Annotated in this window: 1 protein-coding gene; it reads left to right on the top strand. The window is 65.5% G+C overall.

What is annotated here, in order from left to right; all coding sequences use genetic code 11:
• Positions 1-223 (top strand): transposase (locus tag QJT78_RS52690; RefSeq protein ID WP_281461006.1); only part of this gene is annotated, 223 nt, incomplete at both ends.

The following is a 223-nucleotide window of genomic DNA, read 5'->3' as shown; positions in this document are numbered from 1 at the left end:
GGCGCCTAACCTCGAACGGGGGCGTGATGCTTCTGGCGATGGCCGAGCGGCGTCTCGGTTTGGCCGACAATTTGGCCCGGGTGTTCCCGGATCGGCGCGATCCGACGCGGGGCGTGCACAGCCTGGTCGATATGTTCCGCGCTCGCATGTTCGCGATCTGCTGCGGCTACGAGGACGCCGACGACCTCGATCATCTGAGGTCCGATCCGGCATTCAAACTGGC

The sequence above is a fragment of the Bradyrhizobium sp. Mp27 genome, from assembly GCF_029953005.1.
In the GTDB taxonomy this organism is placed as follows: domain Bacteria; phylum Pseudomonadota; class Alphaproteobacteria; order Rhizobiales; family Xanthobacteraceae; genus Bradyrhizobium; species Bradyrhizobium barranii.
The sequence above is the reverse complement of the archived record's forward strand: the minus strand, read 5'-3'. Positions and strand labels throughout refer to the sequence as shown.